The sequence below is a fragment of the Cohnella lupini genome (genome assembly GCF_003386205.1).
GTDB lineage: Bacteria > Bacillota > Bacilli > Paenibacillales > Paenibacillaceae > Cohnella > Cohnella lupini.
Window position 1 is genome coordinate 349967 of record NZ_QRDY01000004.1, and the last position, 23612, is coordinate 373578.

The 23612-nt window shown below is 49.3% G+C and carries 20 protein-coding genes and 1 riboswitch; of the genes, 8 read left to right on the forward strand and 12 right to left on the reverse strand.

Annotated features, from left to right (window positions below; all coding sequences use genetic code 11):
• The 4 genes from DFP95_RS10480 to DFP95_RS10495 form a co-directional block, all read right to left on the reverse strand.
• Positions 1-2637 carry a DUF4832 domain-containing protein gene (locus tag DFP95_RS10480; RefSeq protein WP_115992559.1) on the reverse strand — a complete coding sequence of 879 codons (2637 nt, stop codon included), beginning with the start codon at positions 2635-2637 and terminating at the stop codon, positions 1-3.
• Between the two features lie 82 nt (positions 2638-2719).
• Entirely contained in the window at positions 2720-3559 is an 840-nt protein-coding gene (locus DFP95_RS10485) for a carbohydrate ABC transporter permease (protein ID WP_115992560.1), read from the reverse strand.
• 11 nt (positions 3560-3570) lie between these two features.
• The gene (locus tag DFP95_RS10490) at positions 3571-4440 is read right to left on the reverse strand and encodes a carbohydrate ABC transporter permease (protein ID WP_115992561.1); all 870 of its coding nucleotides are present in this window, start codon (positions 4438-4440) and stop codon (positions 3571-3573) included.
• Between the two features lie 73 nt (positions 4441-4513).
• Positions 4514-5851, reverse strand: a complete 1338-nt coding sequence (locus tag DFP95_RS10495) for an ABC transporter substrate-binding protein (RefSeq protein WP_115992562.1) — start codon at positions 5849-5851, stop codon at positions 4514-4516.
• A gap of 263 nt (positions 5852-6114) precedes the next feature.
• Here DFP95_RS10495 and DFP95_RS10500 point away from each other — a divergent pair, with 263 nt between their 5' ends.
• Complete coding sequence (locus DFP95_RS10500) at positions 6115-7404, forward strand: Gfo/Idh/MocA family protein (RefSeq protein WP_115992563.1); 1290 nt, start codon at positions 6115-6117, stop codon at positions 7402-7404.
• Between the two features lie 198 nt (positions 7405-7602).
• On the opposite strand, the gene DFP95_RS10505 is transcribed toward DFP95_RS10500, so the two are convergent.
• Together DFP95_RS10505 and DFP95_RS10510 are read right to left on the reverse strand one after the other, a co-directional pair.
• A complete protein-coding gene (locus DFP95_RS10505) occupies positions 7603-8610 on the reverse strand; it encodes a LacI family DNA-binding transcriptional regulator (protein ID WP_342768203.1) in 1008 nt (335 codons plus the stop codon).
• 62 nt (positions 8611-8672) lie between these two features.
• Positions 8673-10217, reverse strand: a complete 1545-nt coding sequence (locus DFP95_RS10510) for a glycoside hydrolase family 31 protein (protein WP_115992565.1) — start codon at positions 10215-10217, stop codon at positions 8673-8675.
• A gap of 204 nt (positions 10218-10421) precedes the next feature.
• Between DFP95_RS10510 and DFP95_RS10515 the strand changes: the two genes are divergently transcribed.
• The 6 genes from DFP95_RS10515 to DFP95_RS10540 all read left to right on the forward strand — a co-directional run bounded on the left by DFP95_RS10515 (position 10422) and on the right by DFP95_RS10540 (position 16494).
• Entirely contained in the window at positions 10422-11063 is a 642-nt protein-coding gene (locus DFP95_RS10515) for a GntR family transcriptional regulator (protein ID WP_115992566.1), read from the forward strand.
• Positions 11064-11286: 223 nt separating this feature from the next.
• Positions 11287-12105, forward strand: coding sequence for a metallophosphoesterase family protein (locus tag DFP95_RS10520; protein ID WP_115992567.1), 819 nt, complete (start codon positions 11287-11289; stop codon positions 12103-12105).
• Positions 12106-12128: 23 nt separating this feature from the next.
• Entirely contained in the window at positions 12129-13061 is a 933-nt protein-coding gene (locus DFP95_RS10525) for an ABC transporter permease (RefSeq protein ID WP_245987525.1), read from the forward strand.
• A 12-nt stretch (positions 13062-13073) separates the two neighbouring features.
• Positions 13074-13961: a carbohydrate ABC transporter permease gene (locus tag DFP95_RS10530; RefSeq protein WP_115992568.1), complete on the forward strand. Its 888-nt coding sequence runs from the start codon at positions 13074-13076 to the stop codon at positions 13959-13961.
• Positions 13962-14023: 62 nt separating this feature from the next.
• Positions 14024-15589, forward strand: coding sequence for an ABC transporter substrate-binding protein (locus DFP95_RS10535; protein ID WP_115992569.1), 1566 nt, complete (start codon positions 14024-14026; stop codon positions 15587-15589).
• A gap of 98 nt (positions 15590-15687) precedes the next feature.
• Positions 15688-16494 (forward strand): tyrosine-protein phosphatase, encoded by an 807-nt coding sequence (locus DFP95_RS10540; RefSeq protein ID WP_115992570.1) that lies wholly within the window; start codon positions 15688-15690, stop codon positions 16492-16494.
• A 64-nt stretch (positions 16495-16558) separates the two neighbouring features.
• Here the strand turns inward: DFP95_RS10540 and DFP95_RS10545 are convergent, their stop codons facing one another.
• From DFP95_RS10545 to DFP95_RS10565, 5 genes are all read right to left on the reverse strand, one after another.
• Positions 16559-17419 (reverse strand): bifunctional 5,10-methylenetetrahydrofolate dehydrogenase/5,10-methenyltetrahydrofolate cyclohydrolase, encoded by an 861-nt coding sequence (locus DFP95_RS10545; RefSeq protein WP_115992620.1) that lies wholly within the window; start codon positions 17417-17419, stop codon positions 16559-16561.
• 60 nt (positions 17420-17479) lie between these two features.
• Positions 17480-17558: riboswitch (ZMP/ZTP riboswitch) on the reverse strand.
• 85 nt (positions 17559-17643) lie between these two features.
• Positions 17644-18228, reverse strand: a complete 585-nt coding sequence (locus DFP95_RS10550) for a dihydrofolate reductase family protein (RefSeq protein WP_425453266.1) — start codon at positions 18226-18228, stop codon at positions 17644-17646.
• Positions 18229-18292: 64 nt separating this feature from the next.
• Positions 18293-19390 (reverse strand): L-dopachrome tautomerase-related protein, encoded by a 1098-nt coding sequence (locus DFP95_RS10555; RefSeq protein WP_115992572.1) that lies wholly within the window; start codon positions 19388-19390, stop codon positions 18293-18295.
• A gap of 174 nt (positions 19391-19564) precedes the next feature.
• Positions 19565-20545, reverse strand: a complete 981-nt coding sequence (locus DFP95_RS10560) for an Ldh family oxidoreductase (protein ID WP_181907347.1) — start codon at positions 20543-20545, stop codon at positions 19565-19567.
• Between the two features lie 139 nt (positions 20546-20684).
• A complete protein-coding gene (locus tag DFP95_RS10565; protein WP_245987527.1) occupies positions 20685-21566 on the reverse strand; it encodes an MmyB family transcriptional regulator in 882 nt (293 codons plus the stop codon).
• Between the two features lie 115 nt (positions 21567-21681).
• Between DFP95_RS10565 and DFP95_RS10570 the strand changes: the two genes are divergently transcribed.
• Positions 21682-22620: an NADP-dependent oxidoreductase gene (locus tag DFP95_RS10570; protein ID WP_115992574.1), complete on the forward strand. Its 939-nt coding sequence runs from the start codon at positions 21682-21684 to the stop codon at positions 22618-22620.
• 122 nt (positions 22621-22742) lie between these two features.
• Here DFP95_RS10570 and DFP95_RS10575 read toward each other — a convergent pair whose 3' ends face one another.
• Positions 22743-23609 carry a pentapeptide repeat-containing protein gene (locus tag DFP95_RS10575; RefSeq protein WP_115992575.1) on the reverse strand — a complete coding sequence of 289 codons (867 nt, stop codon included), beginning with the start codon at positions 23607-23609 and terminating at the stop codon, positions 22743-22745.
• Positions 23610-23612 lie beyond the last annotated feature (3 nt).

Here is a 23612-nt window from a genome sequence, read left to right on the forward strand (position 1 = left end):
TTATACAAACCTGATTTCATCGATCCATACCGTCCCGCTTCCGCCATGCCAGAACGTCATCGTTAGCTGTCCGGGCGCGTTGCGATTCACGGCGTTCGCTACCAAATCGATTTCGATATCTTTGTAAGAAGTCGTAACCGTGTTGCCGCTAAACTCCGCCAGAGTCTTCTCCACGCCGCCGATCGCGATGCGGAAATGCGACTGCTCGCCGCCCGCGGCACCTTTCACCCGTATAACCATCTTCGTATAACCCGTCAGACTTTGAGTCACGTCGCTTCCCAACCAACCGTTATTGTTGTATTGAAGCTTCAAGGCTCCGCTTTCAATAACCCCGGCGCCATTGAGGAAACTGTTGGCTCCCGTCCATTTCCCTAAGTCGTTGTTGCTCGGCCACGAAGGTGAACTGTCGTAGTTGTCTAGCAACAGTCCCGTCGTTCCTCCGCCGCCGCTCGTACCGACTTGGATCCGATCAAAGTCGGGAGCCCAACCGCTAGAATTGGAAAGCTTGATCGTGTTGTTGCCCGCATTCAACGTTACTTGCGTTTGCACGGTGCCTACCGTCGTCCAGCTCCCCGTGCTCGGGAAGGTTAAGGCAACGGCCGTTCCGCCGTTCACGCTCAATTGGGCGGTTCTGCTGGCATCGCCGTTCAAATAGGAAATCGTCAACGTCGCCGATCCGGCGGCTGCCGCGCTTACCCCGTTGAATTGAAGAGTCCCGCTGTTGTTGCCGACGTAACCTACCTTATTTCCTCCCGAGCAACTGGCGCAAGAGCCTGCTAACGCGCCTCCCGCCAACGTATTGCCCGTCGCTTCCGCCTCGTAAGATGCGGTCCCGCCTCCGCCTCCGCTCGCCGATGTCGTTGCTGTCACCGCGTTGCTCGCCGCGGAGGCGTTACCCGCCGCGTCTTTCGCTCTTACGGTAAAAGTGTACGAGGTGCTTGCCGCCAATCCCGTATTCGTAAAGGAAGTCGCCGCCGTCGTCCCGACGAGACTGCTTCCGCGGTAAACGTCGTAACCCGTGACTCCCACGTTATCCGTAGCGGCATTCCAAGATAACGAAACGCTGCTCGAGGTAACGCCCGCGTTGCTTAAACCCGCTGGAGCCGTCGGCGCTTGAGTGTCGCCTCCGCCTCCGCCGCTTAATCCGCCGTCGTACGCCCCGCTAGTCAAGTTGTAAGATAACGTGTTATCGCTTTTCAGGCTATTGAATGAACCTAAATTTTGATCGCTCGGGTCGCCTCCGATACCGACTTTCCCGATCGGCGTACGGCCGCCCGAGTAGTAGTTCGTATTCGCGAATCTAACGCTCGGTTTCCAGCCCGATGGATCCAAAATGGCCAACGCAAGCGTATACGTTCCGTTCGCCAAACCGCTCGGAATCGTAAAAGATCCCGAAACGGCATTCGATGCCGGCGCGTTATTATACGTTTTCGTGCTTAGGTTCCAATCGGTTCCAGGCAACCATTGGCGAATATCCGCGGTGAATACGCCTTTCCACGCTACCGACTTATCCGCTCTCAGCAAGCTTGCTTCGACCGGCCAATTATAATAGAACGGCGACGACCCCTTATTCGTTACGTTAAACGCGACGTTCATCGTCCCTCCCGGTTGGACGCTGCCGGAGTAAGAAGCCTGGTTAATGACGTAACGGTAACCGAGCTTCTTCTGCATCGAAGTCGCCCCGGCCGCAACGGCAGAGTTGCCCGCATTGTACTCCGCGATCCACCCCAGACTGGAGGTATGGGTTCTCATGATCCAGTCGATGACGTAATTCGTGTTGTTAACGCTGCCTAACGTGCCGTCGGGACTGCCTCCGAGGTTGGATTGATCGCCCCAATCGTAGGCCACCTCGCCGCTGTTGATTTGCGTTCTCCACGTATCTCTCGCGATTTCCCCGTTCCCGCCCGAGACGTCGTCCGGCAGAGCGAACGAATCCCATTGGATCCCGAACGGATAACCGACGAACGTATCCGGGTAACGCACCATGACCTTTTTGTTCGGAAACGCGTTCACATAGGCATCTCCAAGCGCTTGCTGCATACTTAGGGGAATACGGTCCGTATTGTCGGAGAATTTATCCGGCCATATATGCTGCTCGCCCCAATTGCCGAATAAGCCGAACTCGATGGCGGCGACTCGCGGATCGTTATTCCACGCTTGACCGAGCTTGCCTATGAACGCGATCATCCTGTTCTTGTACGTATCCGAAAGCCATCGCTGCGCCGTATCCGTATGCGGTATGCCGTCCGGCCAGTACTCTCCCACGTTCGGATAAACGATGACAACCCGGGGCACGACTTTCAGGTTGCGATTTTCCAGCCCCGCCCAGGCCGTATTGCTCCAATCTTTAATTTTTTGCACCGAGTCGGAAGCCAAGTTTTCCAAAGCCGTATACGGAATGTAATGCTTGTAGATCGACGTATACTCTTTGTCCGGAAAGTTCGTGCTTCCGATGTACACCGATGGTCTAAATCCCATATTGGGATTCTTGAACGCTTCCGATGTCTCGGACAAGTTGACCGTCAAAGTCCCCACGGCGGCGCGAGCATCTTTACTCGGCCACCCCGCCCCCCCTGCGGCAACCAGCACAGCCAACAAGCTCATCATGCCAGGCCACCTCATTCTTCCTCTCATCATAATTCCTCCTCTTATTTATTTGTAAAGCGCTTTCAAGTCGCGGTTAAAAAAAGGGGCCGTCTTCAAGCCCCTTTTTATCGCCTTAACCTTTATGTGCGCTGAAAGCCACGCCTTCGATAAACCGCTTCTGGAAAACAAAGAACAAGAGGATCATCGGAATAACGGCCATGAATGCTCCGGCCATCAGTACGGGATAGTTGGTGGCGAATTTGGAAACGAGAGTTGCCAGCCCCGCGGATAACGTCAGCTTTTCCGGAGAACTATTGATGATCAGCGGCCACTGCAATTCGTTCCAAGCCCATAACATTTGAATGATAACTACCGCGACTAACGCCGATTTCACGAGCGGAAGCATAATGTGCCAGTAGATTTGGAACGGATTGCAACCGTCCAGAATGGCTGCCTCCTCCAACTCCTTCGATATTCCGAGGAAAAATTGCCTGAGCAAAAAAGTCGCGAACGGACTGATGAGAGCGGCGATCCATAGAGCCGTCACCGTGTTAACCAATCCCAGCTTGCTCATCATTAAATATTGCGGCGTGTAGAAGACCGGGTTGGGTACCATCATGACCGAAATGATGACGAAAAAGCATATCCCTCTTCCCGGAAATCGAATTCTCGCGAAGGCGAATGCCGCCATCGAGCTGAATATGATCGGGAACACCGTCTTCATTAAGGCCGAGAATGCCGTATTGAAATAGTAGTATTTGAACGACGATTGTACGAACGCCTCCGTATAGCTTCCCCAGCGCAATACGTCAGGGAAGATTTTCACCGGGATTTGCGTCGCTTCCATAGGCGTCTTAACGGAAGTAAGCAGCATCCAGATAAAAGGCACGATCATGACGACGGAAGTTGCGATAAGCACCGCATGGATGACGATATTCGTTTTTTTGTTGGATAACGTTTCGCTGCCGTTCATCTCATGCCTCCCTAGTCGTAAACGACCCATTTTTTCTGGAACAGAAACTGAAGTCCCGTCAGGATTAGATTAATGAATAACAAGATATTAACGATGACCGCGCCATAGTTTTGGTCGTAATAGACGAATGAATTTTGATAATAGGCATATACAAGCGATCTAACGGATGGCAACGCTACATTGGTCTTCCCGATTAGCAAATAGATGGAGTCGAAAATTTGCGAAGCGCCGATCATCAGCACGACCGTCGTAAAAAAGAGCGTAGGCGTCAGCAAGGGTAACGTGATGTAGCGAAACTTATTAAACCTGACGGCGCCGTCGATTTCCGCCGCCTCGTAAAGCGTTTTGGGAATCCCCTGCAATCCTGCCAGAATGAGCAGCATGTTGAACCCGATCGCCGCCCATACTCCTACTAAAACGACGGAGTACATGGCGAACCGAGGATCCGACAGCCATGAAACGCGAGTACCGAGCACATGGTTCAAGAGGCCGTAATCTTGAGCGAACAGTACGACCCATACCATGGCCGCAGCTGCGGGCATCGTGACTTGCGGGAGGAAGAAGATGACCCGGTAAGCGGATTGCCCCTTGATCTTCGCATTCAGCAACACGGCAAAAAACGTAGATAGAACTATCGTAGAGGGTACGAATAACACCATGTACTTAAGCGTGTTTTTAAGATTTTGCCAAAACTCTTCATCCTTGAACAGCTTTTGGTAGTTGTCAAACCCGACCCAATGGTTCACTAGCCCGAAATTCTCGGACTTCAGGAAACCGAGATAGATAGAATAGAAGGCCGGCCAACTCCAGAACACCAACGTGCCGATTAAAGTGGGAGCAACCATAAAGTACGCCCACATATTCCTGCTTCTAGAATTCATCGCCGCCACCTCTCCCGATTGCCGAAGGCATTCCGTCTTGATGGAATGCCTTCGACGCTAATCTGTCTATTCGTTATTTCGTTTCGGCGATTGCTTGATTCATCATTTCCGCCACTTTTTTGGCGCCTTCTTCTATGGAGATCGCTCCGCCCCATGCCTGAGACATGATTTCCGATTCTTTGGCGAACCAAACCGGGTACGATTTCGAACCGCTAGGATAAGGAACCGCATCGGACGCTTGATCGATGAATACTTGCAAATTCAAATCCGGTTTCGATTTGACCCAAGCGGCTTGCGTATCTTTGAATGCCGGGATTGCCGCGCCCATCTCCGCGGTAATTTCCGCCGCGCGTTTGGAACCGAGAAACTCGAGGAACAATCCGGCTTCTTGCTTGTTCTTGCCCGCAGCGGACATGGTGTTTCCAAGACCGTTAATGATGTTGCCGCGTTTTACTTTGCCTTTCGGAAGCGGAGCCCAGTTCCATTTGCCATGGATGATTTCGCTGCTGTCGATATCCACGTTGCGCCAAGATCCTTCGAAGATCATGGCTAGCTTTCCGGACTTGAACATCTCGGTGGAATCGGTATCCGTCAGTTGCTGATGCGTCGGGGAGGCTTTGTCCAGCACCATTTGATAACGGAACTTCAGAGCTTCGATGGAAGCAGGATCGTCATATCCGGATTTGCTCATGTCCTCGTTCAGAATATATCCGCCGTTCGCCAACATGTCGTTCCAGTAGCCGACTTGCGTGTCCAGCTTTGCCGCGAAGCCGTAGATTCCTTTGTCCGGATGGGACAATTTTTTCGCGACTTCCGCGAGTTTATTATAATCCCAAGTATCGTCCGGATAAGGAACGCCTGCTTGGTCGAACAATTCCTTGTTATAGGCAAGCCCGATCGTATCGAAATCTTTAGGCACGCCGTAGTTTTGACCGTCGAGCGTGTAGATGGAACCCAGGTTGGACGCGTAATTATTCAAGTCGATAATGCCGGCTTGCACTTTGTCCGTAATCGGCTCGAGGAATCCGCCCGTCGCGTATTTAATGAATTGACCGCCATGCATCCAGAATACGTCCGGCAACGTGCCCGCGGGAGCCGCGGCGGACATTTTCGTCCAATAGTCGCCCCAAGGGATAACCTCGACTTTGACTTTAATGTTCGGATGCTGCTCCGTAAATTCTTTGGCGATTGCTTCCATGGCAGGCTGTTGGATCATATCCCAAATCGTGTAGCTGAGCGTGACTTCCTTGGCCGGTTGTTCGCCTGCAGGTTGGCTGGATTGTTCGTTCGAAGCCGACTCGCCGGCTTGATTTCCGTTATTTTTCTCGTTTCCGCTGCAAGCCGTCATAATCATCGTGAACGCGAGAATGGCGACCAACAAGAAGGTCGATTTTTTACTTTTGTGCCACATCTACATTTCCCCCTCAAGAATTATCCTCATCGAAATACTCATCCGAGAAAATTTGCGCAAATTTTCTCATCCATAACATCAATAGCACTGTTGACTTCTTCATCATAAACATCCACAGACCACAAATAAATGCCGAATTTTTAAGATTATCACCACATTTTTAAGAACGTATTTCAATTTCACTGAATCCATGTTAAATATTTATTAGGAAAATATTAAATAAAAATTTGCGCAAATATTGATTGCAAAGGTGGAGATGCACCATGAAAAGACAAAAAATAGCCGTTATCGGCGCAGGAGCACGCGGTTTTCTAAGTTACATGCCTTATGTTCTCCAGCACCCGAACGAAGCGGAAATCGTTGCCGTTGCCGAACCGGATGCTCGGCGGAGAGCCGACTTTGCACAAACTTTCCGGTTAAACGAAAACCAAGTATACCTATCCTGGGAGCAATTGCTCGAGCAACCCAAGTTTTGCGACGCCTTGCTGATTTGCACGCAAGACCGCATGCATTTTGAACCGACGATGCAAGCCTTGCGCAAGGGGTATCACGTTCTCTTGGAAAAACCGATGTCCGCCGACCCGCTGGAATGCTCGTTAATAACGAAAGAAGCAAGCAAACGCGGGCTTCTGCTTTCGATTTGTCACGTTTCTCGGTATACGCCATTCTGGCAACGAATGAAGAGCCTGATCGCCGACGGCCGAATCGGCGACGTCGTCTCCATCCAGCACAACGAGAACGTAGGTTATCTTCATTACGCGCACAGCTTCGTCAGAGGAAACTGGAGAAATTCCGATCAGTCCAGTCCGATGATTCTAGCCAAGTCCTGCCACGATATGGACTTAATCCGTTGGCTCGTCGACTCCGAATGCGCTCGAATCAGTTCGTTCGGCTCGCTAAGCCATTTCCGTTTGGAAAATGCTCCAACAGGCTCGACGGAGCGATGTACGGACGGCTGCGCGGTAGAGAGCTCGTGTCCCTATTCCGCGTTGCGGTTTTATTTACAAGACATTAAGGACAATCCCTTCGCCAAATTAATCGCCGACCCGCCTAGCACGGATAACCGAATGAACGCCATTACGTCCGGACCTTACGGGAAGTGCGTGTATCGAACGGATAACAATGTCGTCGATCACCAAATCGTAAACATGGAGTTCGAGAATGGCGCCACGGTCATGTTCAGCATGTGCGGTTTTACTAGGGACATTAACCGGATCGTTCAAATCATGGGAACCAAAGGAGAAATACGCGGGGATCTCGTTAAGGGAGAAATAGATCTCTTCGAGTTTTCCGGGGGAATCCGCTCTGTCATTCAAACAAAGGTAGGGGATGGCGGCCATCAAGGCGGCGATGATGAAATCATGCGGCAATTTCTGTCCGATCTGCGGGATCGGCGATTCGAGAGCAATCTCACTTCCGCCGATTCCGCTCTGGAAAGTCATTTCATGGCGTTTGCCGCAGAGCAATCCCGCCTTCGCGGCGGCGAAGTCGTCGACATGAAAGCCTTTCGCTCTACAAGTAAAACGGCTTCGCCGTCCTTGGGACGGCAGTAAACGTTTGTATCGAGCTATCAGATGAGTATAAAGAACGCAAAAATATATACTTTCTGATAGCCAAGTAGAATGGATAATATGACAAAACCGAGGGAGTAACCCCTCGGTTTTGTTCATATTTATTTGACTACTTAGGTGCCCGCTGTCCGGAACGATGGTAATCATCGTTATTCAAGCCAATGAGCCCTATTCGTTATTTCACTTTACTTTACCGCACGATTCCCGTTCGATAAGCTCCGTCTTAAGGCTGATATTGACTTCCGATATATATTTGTTCGTAATTAACTCCGTTATGATTTTGACGATCAATTGGCTAATATCGTACCTGAATCTTCTCACCGTCGTAAGGGGCGGCATCATGAACTCGGATAGCTTCAAGTCGTCGAAGCCGACAAGCGATACGTCCTTCGGGATTTTGAGCTTCAGCTCGGACAACCCTTTCATGGCTCCAAAGGCAATCATGTCATTAAACGCGAATATGGCCGTAATATCGGGATGCTCGGCAACCATCCCCTTAACGGTTTGATATCCGTGCCCCGGATCGAAGGCGCCGGTCAGCACTCTGGAATCGTCCCATTCAAGACCCAATTCTCGATAGGCGTCCCGACATCCGCGCAGGCGATTTTCGTTCACCAAATGTCGGCTTGGTCCGGCGATTAAGCCGATCTTCCGATGGCCAAGCCCATGTAAATAATGAATAACATCGGATGCGCCTTTACGATTATCGTAATCGATGAAGTTCTGCGAACGATCATAGCTTCTGCCGTTCGTCACCAAATAAGGAATGCCTCGATTAACAAGCTCGTCGACCAGCTTATCGTCTATAGACGGATCGAACACCACTGCCGCGTCGATCTTCTTCTCCCCCAGCAATCGATAAGCCGACGAAGAAACGGAAAGTTCCGCGTTATGGGTCGTCATATGAAATTGATGTCCTTGCGCTTCGAATTGCTCCTTCAAGTCGTTCAAGTCGGCAGAGGAAGCCGGATCGTTATCGAAAAAATCATTGGCTTCGGGAACGAAAACGGCAATGCTATAAGCGATTCCCGCAAATCTCGACGGAGAGATACCCGGCTTCAAATATTCGGTCGCAAGCTCCATCACCTTGCGTCTTGTTTCCTCGCTAAAATTACCTTGGTTATTAATGATGCGGGACACGGTGCTGATCGATACGTTTGCCTTATCGGCGATTTCTTTGAGCTTGATGGGAACATCTCCTCCGTCCGGTACAACCTACCATTTCATATTAATGAGAGCTGGAATAAGAGTCAAACGGATCTTATCTCGCGACGATACCAAGGAAGCCGCGAAAGCGGGGCTTCCACCCGAAGATTGACCGGCCCAACCACTCGGCTCCCGTCATCCCCGACCCATTCCCCCTCCGGGAAAATAATTTGCCTGCTTGCCGCTCCTTTTACCAGCACGGGGGCAACTAGAATCTCGTCTCCTACCATGAACTGATCCTTTATGGATTCGAACCCCCGTCCCGGGAACACGAATTCCATTGCTCGCAGGATAGGAGTCCCTTTCCTCCCCGCTTCGTCCGCGAGCGAAAGCAATTCCGCCCCCAGGCTTTCCCGCAACTTCACCGCTTCTAGGCAGTATGACGCCATCCGTTCGTCCAACGCTTTCCATGGCGCCGTAGAAAATTGCATCATCGGAAACAGCGCCGCGCATTGCGCGTAACGCACGAACAATTCCGGATCGAACGCATTGCCGCCTAAATCTCCGTCCCAACCGCCTCCGACCATATCCGGGCAATTAAACGCAAAGCCGACAAGTCCTTGCGCGATCGAATTCGGAATCAGCATCCGAATGCCGTCTTTGCCCCAGCTATGCGGTTTATCCCTTAATCTTTGCATGAGCGGCGCTCCGCCCATCTTCCAGCTTGCGCGATATTCGCTTAGCGGATAATGCAGCCCTAATCGGCTATAGGCCGCGCAATCCTCATTGGGAATATCTGTCCCCTTCCATTGAAAACCCGTTGCCCATTCGCTATTCGGATCACCCGCGGGGTCTCCGGCGTCGAATTTGAAGCCGTCAATCCCGTATTGCTCCACCAATCCGTCCAACGTTTCTTTAAACCACGTCCACGCTTCGGGGTGCGTATAATCCAATACGGCGCTGCAACCGTTCCACCATCTTCGGAGGGCCGTTTTTCCTTTTTCATCTTGGACCAGAAAGCCTTGCTTCCCAAGCGACCTCCCCGTTCGGCTGTCCGGGCTAACATACGGGCATACCCAAAGCATGACTTTAAATCCCAGGTCGTGAAGCTTGTCGACCATGCTCTTAGGATCCGGAAAACGGCTCGGATTGAATTTCCAAGTCCCGTAATCCTCCATCCAGTTATCATCGATAATTAGCACGCCCGGCGGGAAGCCTTGTCGGATAATTTCCCTCGCATAGTCCAATGTCTTCTGTTGCGTCGGTTCGTAATGCATCTCCATCCAAGTGCAATATTGCGGCGCGGTAATCGCAAGCGGATCGGGCATACGTCCAATCGCGGGAAAGTATTTGCCTGCCGCTTCGTGGAAAGCTTCCGACAGCGTAACATGCCCCTCGTGTAGGTTTACTTCTTCTTCGCAACCGATGCTCAGTTTCCCGGAACGAAATTCGAATCGAAATGGCCTATTTTGCCATATATACCTACCTCGGTTAGATATGAGAAAAGGAGCTCCGGAATTCTCCAGTAAGTTGCTCAAATCGTGCTCGACATCGATTGTGCCGTAAGGCATACGAATGCCATCGTGAATAGCCCCGCCCCACCAAAATTCATCCTTCAACAATGCAAACTCCGTTATTTTCTCAGCCATATCTTCTAGCCCTGCCTTTAGGAAAATATTTGCGCAATTTATTTCAATTCTATATTCTCTAATTTTTCTCGTCAACTGTTGTTTTAACGGCAGAAAATTTACACATAATTAATATCCCAATGACACTCATCTTACATACAAGATCGATAATTCTTGGATATAGTAAACGCCGCGCGATTATTCGTGAAAAAGGAGCCGTTAATCATGTCCGATTTACCCCTGGTGGAAATCGCTTACCGCCAAATCCGCCAAAAGCTGCTGAACGGCGACTATTTGCCTGGAACCATGCTCTCTGAGAATGAGCTCGCAACAGAACTGAATATGAGCCGGACGCCGGTTCGCGATGCAATGGCATTGCTATCTCGGGAAGGCTACGTCGAAACGCTCAAGAAGCGCGGCATACTCGTTAAAGGTGTCGATATCAAAGAGTTATACGACATGTTTGACTTGATGACGGCGCTATACGTCTACGTGCTGGACGTTGTGGAGCCTCAACAATTCGAGGAAGATCTGCCGACAATGAAGGTGTATCTGGATAACCTTATTGAGGCTGCCGAGCAGAAACGTTACCGCGAGTACTATGAAAACGGGCTGTTATTCATGCGGGCGCTACTGGCAACCATGCATAACCGGAGTATCTTGCAGACGTTCGATATGTATAAAGATAAAATCCTGTTTTTCGTCGTCGTTTACCGTACCGTCAACAGCCCGAACCGCCCCTATACAAGTAAAAAACTGTACCAAGAGGTATACCGTCTTCTTTCCGAAGGCAATATGACGGGAGCTAAGAAGGCGATTGTCGAGTCAATGAGGAATATCCGCGAGGAATTGGTACGATACTTGTAGTAGAGTTTCTATTATATGGAAAACCTAAGACCGCCTCCCATTGCCAATGCGATGAGGCGGTCTTTTTAGCTCCTTCCACATCCTCTTCCCATTCCAATAATATTGCTACTTTTGCATCATAAAGTTATTTTACAAAAACCTAAAACCGCATTAATACTCTCTTTACATACAAGATTTATATTCATGTATGTAAGATAGAAAAACAAAATCGGAGGTAGAAAAGATGAAGTCCGTACAATTCGTCCAAATAACCGATCCTCATATGAATGCGCCTGGCCAGAATTATTCGAGCGTGAGCATGACGGACAAGCTCAAACTAGTATTTCAGGACGTGAAAACCTCCGGCTTCTCGCCCGCTTTTGTCGTCATAACCGGCGATCTTGCGTTTGATGGCAATGAGGCGGATTATGCCTATATTCGCAAGCTGGTTGACGAAGGCTCAGCGCTTGTTGACGCGCCCGTCCATGTCATTCTTGGCAACCATGACCGTCGTTCGCCTTTCCGCGAAGGCTATCTTGGCGAGACGCCTTCCGAGCGACCGTATTACTACTCGACGACAATCGGCGGCATGCGTCTGATCGGACTTGACTCGGAAGTGCCCGGCGAGACTTCCGGCTTTGGCCTAATCGACCGAGAGCAATTGGATTGGCTGGCCGAAGAGATGAAAACAACGGCGCCGCACGGTACCGTCATCGCCGTTCACCATCCGATGTTGAGGGTCAACGACATAGGGGCCAAGTATAACTTGAGGAACGCTGAGGAAGTCAGCAAAGTCCTAAAAACCGGACGAGATATTATCGGCGTCTTCGCCGGCCACGTGCATTCGAACAACGTGGGGCTCTATGACGGCATTCTCAATATAGCCGCAAGCGGTTCTGCCTATATCGGGAAACGAATTGGCGACGGCATAGCCGCAGGCTACAACTTCTGCAGCTATAACCTCGTCACCGTGACGGACCTTCAAGCAACCGTTCAAACGATTATTCTGCCGACTCCAAACGAAGAGTTGTTCCGTGTGGAACTATCGCGCTTCGCAGACTAGCATTAAAAGAAGGGAAAATCGAAATGAAGCTGCTAGCGGTCGGCACAAAGGCGAGAAAGTCACGGCGATACGCTGCCTTAGGGCTCATGATGGTACCAGGCCTCCTCTACCTCTTGATCAATAACTACTTGCCGATGTTCGGTGTCATTATTGCGTTCAAAGATTTCAACTATACCAAGGGTATCTTCGGCAGCGATTGGATTGGACTCAAAAACTTCGAGTATCTATTCAAGACATCCGATGCGCTTCTCATTACCAGAAACACCATTCTGTATAACGCCGCCTTCATCTGCTTGAACCTAATCGTGCCAGTCGGCGTGGCAATTCTGCTCAATGAGGTCAGGAAAAAGCGGCTATCGCGCTTTTATCAGACCGTTATCCTGCTTCCTTACCTGATCTCGATGGTCATCGTCGGTTATCTCGTCTATGCGATGCTTAGTGCGGATTCTGGCTTTCTGGGTCAAACGATACTGCCGATGCTCGGCTTGCCGGACATCTCCTGGTACAGCGAGCCGCGTTATTGGCCCTATATTCTGACCTCCGTTCATATCTGGGTCAGCGCGGGCTCCTTAAGCGTAATCTACTTAGCCTCGATTATCGGGATCGATCCCGAGTATTATGAAGCGGCGATGATAGACGGGGCCAACAAGTGGCAGCAGATCAAACGAATCACGATTCCGCTGTTGGTGCCGGTGATTACGATTATGACTCTATTGCAGATCGGCCGCATCTTCTACTCCGACTTCGGCCTGTTCTACCAGGTGCCGCTGAATGCGGGCGCGCTGCAATCGACGACCAACGTCATCGATACGTATGTCTACCGCTCCCTGATGACGCTTGGCGATGTCGGCATGTCCTCGGCTGCCGGTGTGTATCAATCGCTTGTCGGCTTCGTGCTGGTGCTGTTGTCCAATTTCGTGGTCAGAAAAATCAACAAAGATCATGCATTATTTTAGAGGGTGGCTCGCATGAAAACGAAAAATTCCATATGGCAATGGTTCGTCCACATCGTGCTGCTCATTTTGTCGGCCTTTTGCCTGCTTCCGTTCATTCTGCTGTTCATCACATCCTTTACGGACGAGCAGTCGATTCTTCGTCACGGGTATTCTTTTTTTCCAAGGGCCTTCAGCATGGCTGCATATCAGTACTTGTGGCACGATATCGACCGGATTTTGCACGCGTACGGAATTACAATCGCCATTACGGTGATCGGGACCGCTACCGGCCTGATCATTACGGCGCTGCTGGCCTACCCGCTATCGCGAAAGGATATGCCATTCAGCAGGTTTTGGTCGTTTGTCGTATTCTTCACAATGCTGCTTAACAGCGGGTTGGTACCTCAATACTTGGTCTACACGCAACTGTTCGATATGAAGAACACGCTCCTTGCTCTGATCGTACCGGGTCTGCTAATGAACGCTTTCTATGTCATGATGATGCGCACGTTTTTCGCATCTTCGATACCGTTTCCCGTAATCGAGTCGGCCAACATTGACGGTGCCGGTGAATTCCGGACATTCGTTCAGATCGTACTGCCCTTGTCGATGCCGATTCTGGCTACCGTCGGACTGTTCCAGACGATTCATTATTGGAACGATTGGTTTAACGGCATGATCTATATTACCGATAGCAAGCTGTTCAGTCTGCAAAATCTGCTGAACCGCATTCTGCTCGACTTCGATTTTCTGACCAGCAGCAACTTTTCCGGCAATTCGGGGGATATATTTGCTGACGTTCCGAAGGAGACGGTGCGCATGGCGATGGCGGTCATCGGGATCGTTCCGATTCTAATCGCGTATCCGTTCTTTCAGCGCTATTTCGTGAAGGGATTGACGATTGGCGCAATTAAAGGGTAAGGCCTTATCCAGTCTTATGCTGGTTGGCATATAACATCTACTTCTTAGGAGGATTTCATTTCATGTTTAAGAAACGAAATGCAGTGCAAGCGGGACTGACAGTCCTGCTCGCATCGGGTATGCTGCTGGCAGGCTGCGGCTCGAATAACTCAGACAACGCTAGTAATGCGAGCAACACCCAAAACGATAGCGGTTCATCGTCAGCTGAAGCAACATCTTCGTCGACGTCAAACGCAGCGGACTTGCCTCCATACGAGCTTAAGATCGCTTTTTGGGGCAATGATCAGAAGGATTTGCCCGAAGTCGAGGAAGCCATGAACAAAATTCTGAAAGAAAAAATCAATGCCACGATCAAGGTGATGCCGATAGCTAGCAGCCAATGGGGAGAACAATCGAACCTGATGCTTACCAGCGGCGAGAAGGTGGATCTGATGATCGCTTCCACTTTATTCAATTATCCCACTCGAGCGGCAAGCGGCGTGTACCTTCCTCTCGACGAACTGATAACGAAATACGGTTCCGGCATCCAGGCGGCAGTGACGCCCGCCCAATTATCGGCCGCTGAAGTAAACGGTCAAACCTATGCAGTTCCGACAATCAAGGACATGGCCTCTTATTACGGTATTGAGATGCGTAAAGATATGGTCGACAAGTACCATATCGATGTAACGAAGATCAAGACGCTGGACGATTTGACTACCGTCTTCCAGACAATCAAAGAGAACGAACCGGATGTAACGCCGCTTGTTGCCAAAAACCCGGGAACTTCGCCGTTTTATGCTGGTTACCTTCCCTTTGACCCACTAGGCGGTAGCATCGGCGTGCTTCCGGATTACGATAACGGGTTGAAAGTGGCCAACTGGTATGAAACGCCGCAATATGCAAATGAATTGGATTTGATGCACAAATGGTTTCAAGCCGATTACGTGCTGAAGGATGCTGCCACAAGCAAACAAAGCGGCATCGAGCTCGTGAAGGCCGGGAAGGCGTTTGCGTTCTTGGGGAATATGATGCCTGACTTTGACTCAACGATCTCCCGGGTTGTCGGCACGGAGATGATCGGTGTCAGACTGACCGCCGATCATGCGACCTCCGATACGATTAACAATTCCATGTGGGCGATTCCGAATAGCTCCAAGGATCCGGACAGGGCGATGATGCTAATGAACCTGCTCTACTCGGACAAAGAACTGTTCAATCTACTCGCCTGGGGAATCGAAGGCAAGGATTACGTGAAGAAGTCGGACAATGTAATCGATTATCCACAGGGTGTCGATGCTACGAACGTCGGTTATAATTTCAACTTATCCTATTTGTTCGGCAATCAGTTCCTGTCCTACACCTGGACAACGGAAAACCCGGACAAGTGGCAGAAAGTAGACGAATTTAACAAGAACGCGACACCATCGAAGGCTTTGGGTTTTGTATTCGATGTGAACAATGTGAAGACGGAAGTAGCTGCGGTCTCTAACGCGGTTTCCGAATATGCCCTCGGTCTTGAGACGGGGATGCTCGATCCCGGGGAGAATCTGCCGAAGTTCATAGCTAAATTGAAGGCTGCCGGCGCCGATAAAATCGTAGCCGAGAAACAGAAGCAGCTTGACGAGTGGGCGAAAACACAGCAATAACATCAGGATTCACCGAGCCAGGGATCGGTTGAGGGGCTTCAGCCCGGATGTTCAACCGCATCCCTGGCCTTTTTTATTCGAAAGGATGAGGTACAGGCATGAATAGAATTATTCCCTTCCAAGGCACGAATAATTTTCGCGATATGGGCGGCTATCGAACGGCCGACGGAAGAAAGGTCAAATTCGGTCTATTTTTTCGCTCCGATGAATTGACTGCCCTGACAGAGCAAGATCTAACCGCTTTTCGAACTCTCAATATAAGAACGATATTCGACTACCGCGATGAAGGCGAAGCGCGCCATAAGCCGGATCCGGCGATAGCCGGCGCCCTTAATATACGGTTATCGGCTGTTCCCGAGGATCAAGTCACGCGGATCAATATGCCCGGCAAGATGGAGAGCCGGGACCGAAGCCAACACTTTATTGAAGATATGGTCAACAGCGGCTTTTTCAAAAAATTTCGCGCAGACGCCATGTTGATTGAACTCTATTCGAAGATTGCGATCAATAATCCATCCTACAAACGGCTTATGGATCTTATCCGACTCCCTGATCGGCTGGGGCTCCTTCATCATTGCACGGCGGGTAAAGACCGTACAGGTGTCGGGTCCGCGCTGATTTTGCTCGCCCTCGGCGTTCCGGAAGAAACGATCATGGAGGACTATCTGCTGACCAATGAAATGATGAAAGCTTATAATGGTGAACAGTTGCGCCGGTTTGCAGAACATGTAGATGAAGCGGAATTGCGCAATATCGAGCAAATGCTGGGCGTGAAAGAAGAATTCATGGAAGCGGTCTTCGGATCTATCAAGACGACGTATGGCAGTGTCGACTCGTATCTGGCCGAAGAATTCGGCTTGCGGAAGGAACAGCGGGAAGCTTTGCAGGAGATGTGCCTGGAATAGCAGACTAAGAATCGAAACAGCAGCAGCCCTGGACAAGAAATTAAAGTCCTAGACTGCTGCTGTTTTATTGAATAATTTGTTGTTGCTCTAATTTTTCGGCGGCTTCAACCGTGTGTTTAAGCAATGTTGCTATTGTAACCGGACCGACACCTGCCGGAACCGGCGTAATCGCCGAAGCTCTCTTTAAACAAGCATCATAGTCAACATCCCCAATATTACCAACATTATAACCGGCATCTAATACAACAGCCCCTGGTTTTATCCAATCACCCTGAACGAATTTCGGCTTACCAACCGCTGCCACTACGATATCGCCTAAACGAACCACATCCACTAAATTCGTTGTTTTGGAATGGCATGTCGTTACAGTTGCATTTTTGTTTAAAAGCATTAGGGATACAGGCTTTCCAAGGATCGGGCTTCTTCCAATGACAACAGCGTGCTTCCCTTCAATAGAAATATTGTAATAGTCTAAAATAGCAACTATCGCCGCTGGCGTACATGACGGAAAATCGGCTAACCCAAAGGCGTTCTGAGCAAATCCCAGAGTGGTTACCCCGTCTACATCCTTTTCTATATTTATTGCTTCGAATGCTGCTCTTTCGTCTATTTGCTTAGGAACGGGGTGTTGTAACAGTATTCCATGTACGTTAGGGTCAGCATTTAATTTACTAATTACCGCAATTAATTCATCCGTCGAGGTGTTCGTTGGAAGAACAACACGAATAGATTGAATACCTAGTCGCTGGCATGCGTTTCCTTTCATCCTTACGTAGGTAGCGGATGACGGATCGTCGCCGACTAATATCGTCGCCAAACATGGGATAATTCCTTTTGCAGACAGGCGATTAATTCTGAATAACAATGATTCCTTAATGTCGGCTGCGACTCGATTACCATCCAAGATTAATTTCTCCGTTGTCATCTTATCATCCCTTTCTAGTTCGATCGAAACATAAAGAGGTAAGGGGATGTGACATCCCCTTACCTCTGCCCAGGCGTACGGCTTGTAATCCATGTGCTCCCTCATGGTTACCCATGCTCCGCCAGTCACACACAGTCAATTTTGAGAACTAATCATATCAACTAAATGCAAAAACTTCAAATCGTCACTAATTCGCTCAAAATGTCTTCGTCGTTGAAACGTTATTACCCATTCAAATGATAGATTAGTTGCACTACACCTGAGGAGAACTTATTGGCATTAACCATTTTTAAACTCTGCCTCTGTTTTATATCATTAAACAACGGTTTTCCTTCTCCCAAGATAACGGGGTGAACAGATAGTCTGAATTCATCGACAAGCCCTAAATGAATAAAGGTCGTAATAAGGCTTCCTCCGCCATAGAGCCAGATGTCTTTGCCGGGCTTATTCTTTAATTTATTTACTTCTTCAAGAATATTATCGTTTATGAATATGACTTTATCATCGGTCCCTTTTTGCGTCCTGGAAAACACGTACTTTTCTTTACTGTGAACTAATCCCCACAATTCTTTGTCAGAATCGGTTTGATCAATTCCCGGAACATATCGTCCCCATAAATCAAAGCTTTTTCTTCCATACAAAATGGTATCGATTTGATTTAAGAAACTATTAAACCCCATCTCAGGGTCCATAATACACCAATCGACTTCACCGTTCTTCCCTTCGATAAAACCGTCTAAAGTAACTGCTAAATCTAAAATTATTTTTCGTTTCATGATTTGTTGCTCCTTTTGTTGATCTAATGCCATTATAGACCTTAAACTAGTCAGCTTATGTCTTATTTTCTCGTACGCGCCGCTAATGTATCCAAGGTTATCCGCTCATAGGGGCGGGTAATTCATCGATTTTCAGACGAAGTAAACTATAAGGCTTTTGCCGTAGGTCTATTCCATAATGATAATTCGCCTGGCGATGTAATTGGTTCACGATAAAATATAAGTATCGATCCGGACCGATCGAAAAAGTATCCGGCCATAGAATTCTCGGATCATGCGCGATGGTCTCCATCCTGCCATTCGGGAATATTTTTCGAACGCTGTTGTTTTCATAGTCCCCCGCATACACGTTTCCTTGCGCATCGGACATCATTCCGTCCGACGCTCCCTTTTCTCCCCAATACTTTACATGATCGCTTAAAGCCGTATCCGGTATTGTTCTGTCTCTTATACTTTCTGCCGAGATCGAGTATAGTTGACGACTGGACAGCGGACAAAAAAATATAGTCTTACCGTCAGGGGAAGTCGCAATTCCATCACACGCAAATCTAAAGGGAGAAGTCGAGCCGTCTTTATTTCGATTCATTAAAATTTTACCTTCTACTTTCGGCAGAAAATAAGGATCGGGCGAGGTAGAAAATGCTCCATTTAACCGCCTAAACGCATTTCCGTTGTATAAATCCAGAACAATAATTGCTCCCGGTCCTTTGGAAGACGAATCCGTTATATAGGCAAAACCTGCTTTACCGACACGAAAATCAAATCGCACATCATTCAGATAGGTTGTTGGCAGGACCACGTCTTCCGTAAATGTATATACCTTCCTTATCGTATTTGTCTTTAAATCTACAGCGACTAATTTTGCCCCGCCTTTAATAGGTTCGGTTAAATTAGGTGCTGCCGTATCTAATACCCATAGCGTTCCCCTTCCATCGGCGAATACGCTTTGGACGCTGACGAAAGACATTGCGACATCCCATGGATTTACCGCATTCGTTTCTATATTCGGATAAGGTTTCAATTTACCCCCGACAATTTCCGCCACCGTAAATGTAACGTCGTCCCCCCATCTCGGAAAGCAGATGAAAAACCGGCCGGATTCCGAAACGCTAACCCCTGTTGGCATAGCTCCATAAAATGAAAATACAAGCTCTAACTTACCGAAATAATGTTCGCTAGGTAACATAGGCATCATGATATCCTCCTCAACCAAATCCGAACGGATATCACCTATATATGCTGGTTGGAGCCTTTTTATTGATAGAATCGTAGTTTTGCCAAATGAAAAAAGATGACCCCTGTTCAACACGGAATCACCTTTTAACCGTAGCCTAATGCTCAATGCTCTTACTCGACTAAATAACTTACCTTAAAAAGGAAGCTCGATGCCGAACTCCCGTGCAGCTTGCTCCAATACGCTCCTGTGCTCTTCGCCGATTGGGATGCCGCTTGCGCCCCATTTCCGTTCACGCTCGGCTTCCAGAACTCCAGGTAAGGTAGCCCGGTCAAAGCCGGGGAGCGGCTGCATTTCCGCCGTCAGCTGCATATACCGGTCCATCTCGTCTTTGAAAGCATCTAACGAACCGAACTTGGCTGCATCCAGAGCGATAATGAGCGATCCTTGATTGGCGCCTTTAAACGTATATGTCGCCCGCTCTTGTTCAACCGGCACGCCGGCCAGAAAACCTCCCAAAGCTTGGCACATGAAGCCCAAACCCATGTTTCGGAATACCAAGCCCGGGGTCAGTCGGATCAGTTCTTCCCTGTGGGGAGAATCCTCGTACAAGTCGTGCATCGCTCCGAAATCCAATACCATAGCGGATGAATCACCTGCCGGTACGGCAAACGACATCGGGGATTCGCCCGCCGCTTTCATGATGGATTGGTCCGCGTTTAAGGATAACTGATGTCCGGATGTCACATAACCGATCAAATCGTGCTCGGCCAGCACCCGGGAATAAATGCCCGCCGCCCCGATGTGTCCGTGATTCCTGGTAACCGCGGCGGCGATTCCGCATGCCCGGCACTTCTCGACAAGCAGCTCGGCTGCCCGAAAAGCGGGAAAATAGCCCAAGCCCCCGTCGCCGTCGACCAGCAAAGTCGCGGGGGTTTCGCTTATCACCTTCACATCGGGATTCGGATTGATCAGCCCGTCGCGCATAATGCGTGCATACGTGGCAACTTGTCTCGATCCATGGCTGAAGACGCCGCGCAAATCATTTTCGACAAGTAGATCCGCCAGTAGCAGGCTCTTCTCTTCCGACATTCCGGCCTGCTGGGTCAGGGAAGCAACGAAGCTCTTTAGCTTCTCGGCGGGTACCGTGGCATAATGATCTTGTAATTTATTCATCAAGCTCACTCCTTCTATGTTAAGAACAGCGTGATTACCGGCCATCCTCTTGATTTCCAATCTCATGATATTACTCTTTTTAAGCATGGAAGACAATTAAGCACGATCGAAAGCCGAAGACTCCACGAAGTTCTCCGCGTTAATGTGTAAGACAACTAAAGTCTTCAAAAATCTTGCGTGCCGGCTCGTCATCCGGCAAGAAAACCCCGATTCGGGTGTGCATTGTTCTGCCGACAGAAAGAAAGGTCTGTTTATAACGGATGGGAACCCATTCACCTGTGCTTGCCGTTCTGGCTAGGATGGTTCTGGCATGGTTATCTTGGGGTTCCGGTTGGTTCCGCTCCACGTTCCAATACTTAGCGGCATCTTCATATTGATGTAATTTTTGAATCAGCCTTTGATACCAGTCCTCATGACGGGAAAGCAGATGGTTCCGTTTGAAAGCCTGGAGCCCCTGAATAGCATGAGTCTCCCACTGCCTGAACGATGCCTCATTAAAGGTGGAGCGGTATCGAATAGGGAAATCTGAATTAAAATGAAAATCGAACAGATTCATACCTCGCTTGTTAAAGGTTTCGTGGGAGACATCAAATAAATGGCGGAATGAGTCATTAAACTCATGAATATCTAGCGTCGGCGTTACGATCATGGCTGGAAGAGATAATTGGCTCATCATTTGTTGCGCCTGTTTCAGATCATTCTCCAAGGATTGTCTAGTCATTTCGGAATGAATCGGAAGATACCCTGCAGCGACGAGCAGATCATTGCGTTCCTCGAGGGTGCATTCCAGATAATCGGCTATTCGAAGCAGCGTTTGACGATCCGGCAGACGGTGCGAACGTCCGATTAGCAAGTTCTTATACGTTGGACATGCCTCGTCATTTAGCTCTTGCTGCGTGAACCGTTTTAAAGAAGGATGGGTTTGGTCGGCATATAGACGTTGACGCTTTGTCCGAAGCGCCTCTATTTCTTCCATTGTCGCATTCAGAAATGAATATTGCGGACTACGGTTGCCATTCACGGTTTTCTCCCCCTCTAGCCTAGGTGTAGTTTTACTCTTGGGTAAAATGGTTGCGAATACTATACTCCTAAATAGATCAGGGCACAATAGATGCTCATGAATAGGAGGAACCAATATGAAAGCAGTCGTGATGGTTGATTATGGAGATCCTACGGTATTGCAGGAGCAGGAGCTGGCTAAGCCCGAGTTGAAAGAAACAGAAGCACTGGTGGATATGTATGTCACAACAATCAATTCCGGAGACTATCTGTTCCTCTCTGGTGGGTTCCGCGATATCGTTCCCCTGCAGTTGCCGCATGTTCTAGGAATTGAAATCGCCGGAGTGGTGAGGGAAATCGGAGAAAAGGTAACAATGGTAAAACCAGGCGATCGCGTAATCGGACTAACGGCTGTTGGCGGAGGCTATGCGGATGAGGTGGCCATCGATGAAAAAGCGCTTGCGGCAATCCCTCCCATGCTCTCATTCGAGGAAACTGTAGCGTTATCAGGCGTAGGATTGACCGCTTGGCAGGCCCTATTCCAATACGGCCAACTGAAGCCGGGGCACCGCATTCTCATTCACGCAGGCGCCGGGGCTGTAGGGCATATCGCCGTTCAGTTGGCCAAACAGCATGGAGCTTACGTAGTGGCTACGGCGCGTTCCGATAATCATGAATTCGTCCGGCAACTGGGGGCTGATGAGGTAATCGATTACGTGGCAAACGATTTTACGCGCGCGGTCAGCCCGGTCGACCTCGTGCTCGATATGGTTAGAGACGGTGGAGAGACTGAACGCAAAAGCTACGAAGTACTAAAGGACGGGGGCAAACTTCTCTCCCTCGTATCCCCGGGAATCGGACAAAAACCAATCATTCGTGGAATAGAGGCATTATTTGTCCGGGTAGCACCGAACGGCAGCGATTGGGCTTCACTGATTAGACTTGTCAAGGAGCAGAAGCTGAAGGTGCATATTGACCGGATTTTCCCGTTCAGTGCCGAGGGCGCCGCGGAAGCGCATCGCTCGAGCGCAGCGGGCGGCAAGAAAGGACAGATGTTGATGGCTTGGAATCGGTAACCTCCCATATCGCCTTCCGTCGACACTTCACTGGAAAAAGCAGACTGCCGCTGCAGTCTGCTTCATTCGGAGAGATAACTAAACAAAATGCCAATTACAGCCAAGCTTAAAGGGACGCAAGATTAGATAACCGTAACTTTCGACAATTCGGCTCCCATGCCTTTTAGCCAAGCATAGGTCAGCTTATCCATGAAAGCACCGTCGAAGCAGATGGTTTTGATAGAGCGGTAATACTTGTTGGTCAATGAAAAATACGGTTGAAATGACACATTTTTGAGCGTAGCGCCCTTAAACGAAGCTTCGTTTAATGCCGACTTGTCGAACTTAACGCCGATAAAGGTTTGCCCGTCAAAACACTGCCCGCTCAGGTCGGAATAATCGAAGACCACGCCGTCAAAGATACAGTTATCAAAGATCGTTTTTCTAAGCTCGGACTTGGCTATCGTGACGTCGGTCAGTTTTACGCCCGTGAATTTCACGCCGTCCAGCCCCGAAACGTTGATGTTGGTGCGTACAAGGATCGATTTATGAAAGCTTGCATTCGTAAGCGTAACAGCGTTAAAGATACAGTCAGTCAGATTCGTACCGTTAAAATTGGCTTCGCGTACGTCGCTGCTCTTAAACGAGCTGCCGGTCAAGTCCGCGCCCGCAAAGTCGGCACCGCGTAACGCGCTGGCATTAAATTGTCCTTTATGCGCGATAACGCCCGCAAAGTCGCTTTTTGGCAAGTTGCTCGCGCTAAAGTTGGTCAAGACTTTCCGCTCCAGCGAGCGAGATATATTGGCGACCTCCAGTATCGTTTCCTCGATGTCGCCGATGCCATCAATGGTCATGTTAAACGCCGTTTCATCGTCTTTGCCCTCGGCAACTAGTTCACGGTACCTCTCTTGTAAATCGGAGAGCAGGTCGGCTTTTAATTCGGTAACGCTTTTTACCCCATCGTATGGCGTAAATACGCCGTTCAAATAATTCGTCAATTTCGGATTCATCTC

Bases quoted from the DNA above. Each gene is read 5' to 3' on its own strand.
- DFP95_RS10480 (WP_115992559.1), bottom strand. From the start codon at position 2,637: ATGATGAGAGGAAGAATGAGGTGGCCTGGCATGATGAGCTTGTTGGCT.
- DFP95_RS10485 (WP_115992560.1), bottom strand. From the start codon at position 3,559: ATGAACGGCAGCGAAACGTTATCCAACAAAAAAACGAATATCGTCATC.
- DFP95_RS10490 (WP_115992561.1), bottom strand. From the start codon at position 4,440: ATGAATTCTAGAAGCAGGAATATGTGGGCGTACTTTATGGTTGCTCCC.
- DFP95_RS10495 (WP_115992562.1), bottom strand. From the start codon at position 5,851: ATGTGGCACAAAAGTAAAAAATCGACCTTCTTGTTGGTCGCCATTCTC.
- DFP95_RS10500 (WP_115992563.1), top strand. From the start codon at position 6,115: ATGAAAAGACAAAAAATAGCCGTTATCGGCGCAGGAGCACGCGGTTTT.
- DFP95_RS10510 (WP_115992565.1), bottom strand. From the start codon at position 10,217: ATGGCTGAGAAAATAACGGAGTTTGCATTGTTGAAGGATGAATTTTGG.
- DFP95_RS10515 (WP_115992566.1), top strand. From the start codon at position 10,422: ATGTCCGATTTACCCCTGGTGGAAATCGCTTACCGCCAAATCCGCCAA.
- DFP95_RS10520 (WP_115992567.1), top strand. From the start codon at position 11,287: ATGAAGTCCGTACAATTCGTCCAAATAACCGATCCTCATATGAATGCG.
- DFP95_RS10525 (WP_245987525.1), top strand. From the start codon at position 12,129: ATGAAGCTGCTAGCGGTCGGCACAAAGGCGAGAAAGTCACGGCGATAC.
- DFP95_RS10530 (WP_115992568.1), top strand. From the start codon at position 13,074: ATGAAAACGAAAAATTCCATATGGCAATGGTTCGTCCACATCGTGCTG.
- DFP95_RS10535 (WP_115992569.1), top strand. From the start codon at position 14,024: ATGTTTAAGAAACGAAATGCAGTGCAAGCGGGACTGACAGTCCTGCTC.
- DFP95_RS10540 (WP_115992570.1), top strand. From the start codon at position 15,688: ATGAATAGAATTATTCCCTTCCAAGGCACGAATAATTTTCGCGATATG.
- DFP95_RS10545 (WP_115992620.1), bottom strand. From the start codon at position 17,419: ATGACAACGGAGAAATTAATCTTGGATGGTAATCGAGTCGCAGCCGAC.
- DFP95_RS10550 (WP_425453266.1), bottom strand. From the start codon at position 18,228: ATGGCATTAGATCAACAAAAGGAGCAACAAATCATGAAACGAAAAATA.
- DFP95_RS10555 (WP_115992572.1), bottom strand. From the start codon at position 19,390: ATGATGCCTATGTTACCTAGCGAACATTATTTCGGTAAGTTAGAGCTT.
- DFP95_RS10560 (WP_181907347.1), bottom strand. From the start codon at position 20,545: ATGAATAAATTACAAGATCATTATGCCACGGTACCCGCCGAGAAGCTA.
- DFP95_RS10570 (WP_115992574.1), top strand. From the start codon at position 21,682: ATGAAAGCAGTCGTGATGGTTGATTATGGAGATCCTACGGTATTGCAG.
- DFP95_RS10575 (WP_115992575.1), bottom strand. From the start codon at position 23,609: ATGAATCCGAAATTGACGAATTATTTGAACGGCGTATTTACGCCATAC.